Annotated in this window: 8 protein-coding genes; 4 read left to right on the top strand and 4 right to left on the bottom strand. The window is 53.6% G+C overall.

Annotated elements, in window-relative coordinates:
* Together B3P58_RS10190 and der are read left to right on the top strand one after the other, a co-directional pair.
* The coding region (locus tag B3P58_RS10190) for a PQQ-binding-like beta-propeller repeat protein (protein ID WP_286717343.1) at window positions 1-912 on the top strand (912 nt) is incomplete at its 5' end.
* Window positions 913-993: 81 nt separating this feature from the next.
* Window positions 994-2,478, top strand: a complete 1,485-nt coding sequence (gene der / locus B3P58_RS10185; RefSeq protein ID WP_225691562.1) for a ribosome biogenesis GTPase Der — start codon at window positions 994-996, stop codon at window positions 2,476-2,478.
* 55 nt (window positions 2,479-2,533) lie between these two features.
* Here der and B3P58_RS10180 read toward each other — a convergent pair whose 3' ends face one another.
* From B3P58_RS10180 to B3P58_RS10170, 3 genes are all read right to left on the bottom strand, one after another.
* Complete coding sequence (locus B3P58_RS10180) at window positions 2,534-2,980, bottom strand: GNAT family N-acetyltransferase (protein WP_145469214.1); 447 nt, start codon at window positions 2,978-2,980, stop codon at window positions 2,534-2,536.
* A gap of 70 nt (window positions 2,981-3,050) precedes the next feature.
* Complete coding sequence (locus tag B3P58_RS10175) at window positions 3,051-3,446, bottom strand: GFA family protein (RefSeq protein WP_145469215.1); 396 nt, start codon at window positions 3,444-3,446, stop codon at window positions 3,051-3,053.
* Window positions 3,447-3,521: 75 nt separating this feature from the next.
* Window positions 3,522-3,818: a YceK/YidQ family lipoprotein gene (locus B3P58_RS10170; protein ID WP_286717340.1), complete on the bottom strand. Its 297-nt coding sequence runs from the start codon at window positions 3,816-3,818 to the stop codon at window positions 3,522-3,524.
* A 248-nt stretch (window positions 3,819-4,066) separates the two neighbouring features.
* On the opposite strand from B3P58_RS10170, the gene B3P58_RS10165 reads away from it, so the two are divergent.
* Together B3P58_RS10165 and dnaE are read left to right on the top strand one after the other, a co-directional pair.
* A complete protein-coding gene (locus tag B3P58_RS10165; RefSeq protein ID WP_286717338.1) occupies window positions 4,067-4,918 on the top strand; it encodes an ATP-grasp domain-containing protein in 852 nt (283 codons plus the stop codon).
* Window positions 4,919-5,019: 101 nt separating this feature from the next.
* Window positions 5,020-8,514, top strand: coding sequence for a DNA polymerase III subunit alpha (gene dnaE / locus B3P58_RS10160; protein ID WP_145469218.1), 3,495 nt, complete (start codon window positions 5,020-5,022; stop codon window positions 8,512-8,514).
* 67 nt (window positions 8,515-8,581) lie between these two features.
* On the opposite strand, the gene B3P58_RS10155 is transcribed toward dnaE, so the two are convergent.
* A partial coding sequence (locus B3P58_RS10155) for an EAL domain-containing protein (RefSeq protein WP_286717335.1) occupies window positions 8,582-8,822 on the bottom strand: 241 nt, incomplete at its 5' end.

The raw sequence follows: 8,822 nt of genomic DNA, 5'->3' as shown, positions 1-8,822 counted from the left end.
GTGGCGCAAGACAACGGTCAGTTGTTTGTTGCTACCCGTGACGGTTTTCTGCATTGCCTGAACAGTGCCGACGGCTCTGAAATCTGGCGTTCACGCATGACCAGTGAGTCTGTCGCGCCAGCGGGTACCGACGCTAAGCGGGTGTTTGTACACACCGTTGACGGTCGTGTTACCGCTTTTGAACGGGCGGATGGCAAGCAGGCCTGGTCTTACGAAACCGCGATGCCGGTACTGACCGTGCGCGGCACCGGCACGCCGCTGGTGCTGGATCAGCTGGTGATCACCGGTTTTGCCACCGGCAAACTGGTGGCACTGGATAAGACCCTCGGTATTCCGCGCTGGGATGTGCGTCTGGCAACGCCGGATGGCCGCTCTGAGCTGGAACGTCTGGTGGATGTTGATGGCGCACCGATCTGGGATAACGGCATTATTTATGCGGCCAGCTACCACGGCAAACTGGCAGCCGTTTCGCTCAATGGCGAAACCCGCTGGGAAGAAGAAGGTTCAACCTACACCAGTCCGGAACTGGCGCTGGGCAACCTGTACCTGACCCTCGACAGTGATCACATCCAGTCCTATGACATGGCCAGTGGCGCGCCGGTCTGGACTCAGAAAGCACTGCATGGTCGCCGTCTCGGGCAGACCAGTGCTTATGGCAGCTGGCTGGCAGTCGCTGATGGTGAAGGTTATCTGCACATTATGAATCAGGTGGATGGCGAGTTGGTGGGACGTAAACTGTTGCGCCCTAAACCATTGCACGTCAACTATCCTAATCAAACAGAAGGTACCAACTGGCGTGCGCTGCGTGGCCGCGATATGGGCATCCGCAGTCCGTTAGTTGCCACTGATAAAGGTCTGCTGGTGTATACCAATGCCGGTGAACTGCTGCTGCTGAGCGTTCAGACCGACTGACGCTGGCGGTATCAGCCAATGTTTTTTACCGGGCGTCGTATAGCGACGCCTGTTTTATTTCTTAAATGAGGTTTTCTGATCATGGTCCCTGTGATTGCTCTGGTCGGACGTCCCAACGTGGGCAAGTCCACGCTGTTTAACCGTCTGACCAAAAGCCGTGATGCGCTGGTGGCTGAAATTGCCGGCCTGACCCGTGACCGTAAGTACGGTGAGGGCAAGGTTGGTGATGTGCCATTCATCGTGATTGATACCGGTGGTATCAGCGGCCAGGAAGAGGGCATCGACGAGGCCATGGCCGCGCAAAGCTTCCAGGCCATTAAAGACGCCGATATCGTTTTCTTTATGGTCGATGTTGGCGCCGGTATTACCAACGGCGACCGTATGATTGCCGAATATCTGCGCCGCAGCGGTAAAGACGCCTATCTGGTGGCCAACAAGATCGACGGTAAAAACCCCGATCTGGTGCTGGGTGAATTCTTTGAACTGGGCATGGGTGAGCCTCTGCCGATTGCTGCGGCGCATAACCGTGGCATCAGCGCATTGATCGAATACGTGCTGGGCGAACTGCCGCAGGACGATGACGACTACTTCCGTGAATTGGCCGGCGAAGAGGCCCCGGTACACGAAGAGCTCGATGTTAAAGGTATTAAAATTGCCGTAGTTGGCCGCCCGAACGTGGGTAAATCGACTCTGGTTAACCGTTTTCTCGGGGAAGACCGGGTGGTGGTATTCGATGAAGCCGGCACCACGCGCGACAGTATTTATATTCCCTACGAGCGTCACGGTCAGGAATACACCCTGATCGACACCGCCGGTGTACGCCGCCGTAAGAATATTTCCGAAGCCGCGGAAAAATTCTCCATTATTAAAACCCTGCAGGCCATTCAGGACTGTCATGTCTGTATTCTGGTGCTTGATGCCCGTACCGGTATCGTCGAGCAGGACTTACATATGCTCAGCTTCGTACTGAACTCCGGCCGGGCGCTGGTGATTGCCATCAATAAATGGGATGGCATGGAAGCGGACGCCAAAGAGCGGGTAAAAACAGAAATTGACCGTCGTTTCGATTTCTTAACCTTTGCCGAAATGCATTTTATTTCGGCATTGCACGGCACCGGCGTGGGTAACCTGTACGATTCGGTTGATCAGGCTTATCAGTCGTCCATGGCGAAATGGCAGACCAATATGCTGACCCGTATTCTGGAAGACGCCACGGCCAGCCATCAGCCACCGGTTGTACGCAACCGCCGGCCAAAACTGCGCTATGCCCACCAGGGTGGCTCTAACCCGCCCATTATTGTGGTGCACGGTAATCTGGCGAAAGAACTGCCGGAAGACTACAAACGCTATCTGGCCAATACCTTCCGCCGCGTGCTGGAAATTAAAGGTACGCCGATCCGTATGGAATTCCGTCAGGGCGATAACCCGTATTCCGGCAAAGAGAAAGAAATCCGTCACAGCAGTAAAAAGCGTGCGGATGCGGTGGAACGGACAGAAAATAAACGTAAGATTAAAATTGAAAAAGCACGTAAGCAATTACGTAAAAGCTATAAAAAACCGACCTAATAAAAAAGGAGCTTCGGCTCCTTTTTTATTGTGTGTATGTTATGGAAGTTTTTGGTCAGTCGCGTATCAGCGTCATGGGTATAAAGCGGATGCCATTGAATGCTGCTTCCTCGCCCGTCGCCTTAAAACCATAGCGGCGGTAGAAGCCGGCCGCATTCAGTGACGAGCGCAGGCTGATTTCTTTAGCGCTGGTGGATGCCAGCACGGCGTCCAGCAGTTGCTTTCCGAGCCCGCAGCCCTGAGTCTGTTTCGCCACGAACAGGTGGGTCAGATAATTGCCATCACGCAGGGCTGCAAAGCCAACCAGTTGATGAGCGTTCAGCGCCTTCAGTGTGACGAAACGGCTTTCATCCATGGTTGTTGCTATATCCGGCAGAACGCGCTGTTTATATTCACGCTGACCGTCGGCGCTGAATAAGGGCAGTACATCAATCTCGGAGATCGCTGAAATTAATGCCTGGATAGTTTCGGTATCGGCGCTTGTTGCTTTCTGAATATCCATTTTCTTTCTGCTGTGTGGTAACAGGGCGGCGCTTATCGTCACCCTGATGCCTGAGAATAACACGGCTTTTTCAGCTGTGCGGATGCTCCTGAAATTGTTTTGCTTCATCGCCTATCTTATACCAGTGCGGCTTTTCTTTAACGAACTCATGAAAGCTGTTACTGAGATTCAGTTCATCGTCAAAGCAGTTCGCAGATACCGGAAAGGTTTCGTTGTCGGAGGTTACCTCGCCCAGCGATGTACCGCATTTTGAGCAAAAGCAACGGTTGTACATATAGGGCGCTTCCGGTTTGTAGGTGCTGATTACATCAGCGCCGGAGGTCAGCTGAAAAGCATCGCGCTTAACGAATACCAGAGCACTGGCTCCGACTTTGCGGCAGCGGGTGCAGTGGCAGGTTCCCATCATGGTCGGTGGGCTGGACAGGGTGAATTTTACGGCTCCGCAGCAGCAGCTACCATGCAACATAATGTGATCCCTCGGTTATGAATAAGGCTTGCACTGTATTTATATACAGTTCTTATTGCAAGGGGCAGGGAGACTTTATTCAGGCCTGTCTGCCATGCTGCTGTTTTCCGGCTTCAGGGCATCGTAAGGCAGCAGGAGAGTATCGAGGGTTATATCAACCGGCAGGGCAATCAGTGTGAACAGCGGGCAAACAACAGACATCCAGCAGAACACCATTTCGCCGCTGGCTTCGCCTGTATGGCCGTCCAGGCCAAGCAACAGCAGACTTCCCTGAGTACCCGGATAGTAGCGGGCATCAACCAGGCTGCTGTCCGAGCGGGCAATGAGTGTGCCGCAACCATTTAACAACGCCAGGCTGATAAGCATCACCATGGTCAGGATTCTGCTTCGCAGGCCGCAGCCCTTAGTGGCGAACCGGTGCATTACATGTGTATCCCTGCAGTTTTCGGAAGGCTGATCATAGAGTGCTTTGTTGTTCAGAGCGAATTCCGCGCGGGGGCAGCATCAATGGCCGAGTAAAAGCTTTATCGTCAGCAGCAAAAAATTTCGCTGAGCCGGAATCCGGCCATTGCTAATATCGCTGCCCCTTTACTCAGGCTCCGACTGCGCCAGTGTGATCCATGCAGCTGATCTCTTTTGATCCTTACCGCACCCTTCATTTTGCCCAAACCCAGTATCTGAAACCGGAACTGATGAATCATCATCTCGATCTGCTGATCGCGGCTGATGGCATTCTGTTTCCGCAATACTGGCAGGTGAACGCGTTGCTGTATGGCTTAAAAAAGCGCATATTTCCCAGTCCGGCGAGTTACTACATCGGCCATGATAAGGTCGAAATGACGCGCTGTTTTCAGACCATCGCGCCGCAGCATGTGCCCTGGACCCTGATCGAAGCCAATACCCCGGCCAATGCCGAACGGGTATGGGATACCTTACCTTTGCCTTTCGTCGCCAAAATTCCCAAAAGCAGTATGGGAGATGGTGTATTCCTGATTGAAACCCAGGCCGACTGGAACCGCTATCTGGCACTGTCACCGGTGATTTATGCGCAGGAATATCTGCCCATTGACCGCGACCTGCGCATCGTCTGGGTGGGCGATCGCATTATTGGCGGTTACTGGCGGATTCAGGCCGATCGTGGTTTTTATAACAATGTCGCCAAGGGCGGCCAGATCGAAGCCGGTATTCTGCCGCCGGAAGCCTGTGCGCTGGTTGAGAAGCTGGCTCTGGGGCTTGGCATTGACCACGGCGGGTTCGATATTGCCATGGTCGGCCATTATCCCTATGTGTTCGAGTTTAACCGTCTGTTCGGCAATCAGGGCCTCAGCGGCCTGCAGGGTAAGATTGACGATGCTATCCACGACTATCTGGGGCGCATCTGGCACGACGGTGAGCCGGACTCTCCTGACCCTTTCAAAAACCCGGATCAGCCTCCCGGCATGGGCGGGCCGGACTTACCTCAGGTAGTGTAAGCCGCAGCTCTATGGGGCTGTGCTGAATCCGGCGCACAACTGAATCCAATGGGCGCAAAATCCGTTACAATGCTCCCTTTTGCTGGTCAGGGCGTCCGTTCATGTCACAGGGCTTTGTACACCTCCGGGTTCACTCCGAATTTTCGCTGTACGACAGCACCATCCGCGTTAAAAAGCTGATCGGTAAAGTCGCGGAGCTGGGTATGCCGGCGGTCGCGCTGACCGATCAGGCGAACATGTACGCTCTGGTTAAGTTCTATAAAAGTGCCATGGACGCCGGGGTTAAGCCGGTACTGGGCGCTGACCTGTGGCTGGAAAACCCGGATGACAACACCCAGCCGTTCCGCATCACCGCACTCTGTCTGAACCCCGATGGTTATCTGGGGCTGCGCGAACTGATCTCCCGTGCTTACGCCAAAAACCAGCATTACGATAAAGCCATTGTTAAAAAAGAATGGCTGTTCGAGAAAAATGCCGGGCTGATTATTTTATCCGGCGGGCGCGACGGCGATGTCGGCCAGCGGGTTATTAAAGGCAAAGTTTCTGACGCCGAAATTCTGGTGCGCGAATATCTGCAGCACTTCCCCGACCGCTTTTATTTTGAATTACAGCGTACCGGCCGTCCCGGTGAAGAAGCGGTTATCCGCGCCGGTATCGCCATGTCAGCGCGCTGCGGTGTGCCTCTGGTTGCCACTAACGATGTACGCTTTTTAGCTGCCGAGGATTTTGAAGCGCACGAAACCCGTGTTGCGATCGGTCAGGGCTATGCGCTGGAAGATAAACGCCGGCCGCGCGAATATACCGAGCAGCAGTATTTCCGCAGTGCAGAAGAAATGGCGGAACTGTTTAACGATATTCCATCGGCCATCGACAATACCGTCGAAATTGCCAAACGCTGTACGGTGGAAGTGTTACTGGGTAAATATTTCCTGCCGGATTACCCGATTCCGGAGGGCATGAGCGAAGCAGATTTTTTCCGTAAGATTTCTCAGGTGGGTCTGGAAGAACGACTGGACGTGGTGCTGGCCGGTATTCCGAAAGACTCAGCGGAATATGCCGAAAAGCGTAAACCCTATGATGACCGTCTGAACTTTGAGCTGGATATTATTATTCAGATGGGGTTCCCCGGTTACTTCCTGATCGTAATGGACTTTATTCAGTGGGCGAAAGACCACGATATTCCGGTCGGTCCGGGCCGTGGTTCCGGTGCCGGCTCGCTGGTGGCCTACGCTCAGAAAATTACCGATCTTGATCCGCTTGAATACGATCTGCTGTTCGAACGATTTCTGAACCCGGAACGGGTATCCATGCCCGACTTCGATATCGACTTCTGTATGGAAAACCGTGAGCAGGTAATTGCTTACGTAGCCGACACCTATGGCCGTGAAGCGGTATCGCAGATTGTGACCTTCGGCACCATGGCGGCAAAAGCGGTGGTGCGCGATGTGGCGCGGGCGCAGGGTAAATCCTTCGGTCTGGCCGATAAGTTATCCAAATTAATTCCCGGCGATCCGGGCATGACGCTGGAAAAAGCGCTGGCGTCTGAAGCCCTGTTAAAAGAATTCCTCGACGAAGACGAAGAAGCCCAGGAAATCTGGGAAATGGCGCTCAAGCTCGAAGGTATTGCCCGTCAGACCGGTAAGCACGCCGGTGGTGTGGTGATTGCGCCAACCAAATTAACCGATTTTTCGGCCACCGCCTGTGAGCCTGACGGCACCGGTCTGGTGACGCAATTCGATAAAAACGATGTGGAAGAAGCCGGCCTGGTGAAGTTCGACTTCCTCGGTCTGCGCACCCTGACCATTATCGACTGGGCGCTGAAAACCATTAACAGCAAACGCGCCAAAGAAAATCTGCCACCGGTCGACATCAGTCAGATTCCGCTCGACGATGAACCGTCGTATAAATTATTAAAAGCCGCCCAGACCACTGCGGTATTCCAGCTGGAATCACGCGGGATGAAAGATCTTATCCGCCGCCTGCAGCCGGATAATATCGAAGATATGATCGCACTGGTGGCCCTGTTTCGTCCGGGGCCGCTGGAGTCGGGCATGGTGGACGACTTTATTAACCGTAAACATGGCCGCGCCAAGGTGGCCTATCCGCATCCTGATTTTGAACACGAAAGCCTGAAAGAAACGCTGGAACCGACCTACGGCGTTATCGTTTATCAGGAACAGGTTATGCAGATCGCCCAGATTCTGGCCGGTTATACCCTCGGCGGCGCGGATATGCTGCGTCGGGCGATGGGTAAGAAAAAGCCGGAAGAAATGGCCAAGCAGCGCGACACCTTCCGTGACGGCGCGGCTTCGCAGGGCGTTGATCCTGATCTGGCGATGAAGATTTTCGATCTGGTGGAAAAATTCGCCGGTTACGGTTTTAACAAATCGCACTCCGCGGCTTATGCGGTGGTGTCCTACCAGACACTGTGGTTAAAGCAGCATTACCCGGCGCCGTTTATGGCCGCGGTTCTGACCTCCGATATGCAGAATACCGATAAGGTTGTGACCTTTATCGAAGAATGCCGCGAGATGGAACTGGAGCTGGTACTGCCGGATGTTAACCAGAGCCAGTTTGGTTTTACCGTAAATGATGACGGTGCCATCGTTTATGGTCTGGGCGCGGTAAAAGGCGTGGGTGAAGGTCCGATTGCAGCCATTATTGCTGCCCGCAGCGAAGGGCCTTTTAAGGATTTATTCGATTTCTGCCAGCGTGTCGACGGCAAAAAAATTAATAAGCGTGTGCTGGAAGCTCTGGTGCGCTGCGGTGCCTTTGACCGTCTGGAAAGTACAGCACCACGTTCTGTATTAATGGCCAGCCTGGAAGATGCGATTAAGAGTGCAGGTCAGACAGCCGCGAACGAAGCGGCCGGTATGATGGATTTATTCGGTGAGGTGCAGGAGGAAGAAGCCGTTGGTGCCGATCCTTACGAACGCTACCGTCATCTGCGCGACTGGTCTTTGAAAGAACGTTTGCAGGGCGAAAAAGATACCCTGGGTTTATTTGTTACCGGCCACCCGTTCGATGAATACGAGCACGAAGTACGCAAGCTGGTGCCGAATAAATTGTCGCACCTGCAGGAAGCCAAGGCGCCGCAAAAACTGGCGGGGCTGGTGGTGGATATGCGCGTGATGAAAAATAAACGCGGCGACAATATGTGCTTTGTGACCCTCGATGACCGTACCGGCCGGGTTGAAGTAGCGCTGTTCTCGGATATTTATGAACAGGTGCGCGAAGTCGTGGCGAAGGACCGTGTGCTGGTGGTCGAAGCACTGGTTTCCCACGATGATTATTCCGGCGGATTAAAAGCCACCGGGCGGGCGGCCATGGAAATCAGCCAGGCGCGCCTGACCTTTGCCAAAGCGCTGCGTATCCGTGTCGATGGTGAACGTTCGGAAGATGAATTCTGCAATGATTTAAAACGCCTGTTGCAGCGTATGGATAACGGCTGCCCGGTGGTGCTGGATTTCTATAACTCGGTTGCGCGCTGTGATATTCAGCTGGGTGATAGCTGGCGCATTAATCCCAGCGATGAGCAACTGCAGGAACTGCGTTATGCCTATGGCGATGATGCGGTGGAATTATTATTTGCATAAGCTTGTGGGGGCGACGACGTGGGTGTGAAAAATACCGCTGTTGCCCCGATAACCAATATGCGGCTGGTTAAACGGGAAAACTGACCTCAGGCAGGGTTTCAAAGCCGGGTCTGGCAAACAGGTAGCCCTGCATCAGTTCAATACCGGCATCCCGCAGCCAGTCATATTCTTCAGCGGTTTCAATTCCTTCTGCTAATGCGGTGATATTCAGCTCGCTGAACATCGCCAGACAGTTACGTACGATCGTCTGTCGTGCGCTGCTCCGGTAAATATTACGGATTAATTCCATATCCAGTATTATGATATCG

The organism is Thalassolituus sp. UBA2009 (assembly GCF_002335285.1).
GTDB classification, from domain to species: domain Bacteria; phylum Pseudomonadota; class Gammaproteobacteria; order Pseudomonadales; family Oceanobacteraceae; genus Venatoribacter; species Venatoribacter alkanivorans.
This window is presented reverse-complemented; position numbering and strand designations above follow the sequence as displayed.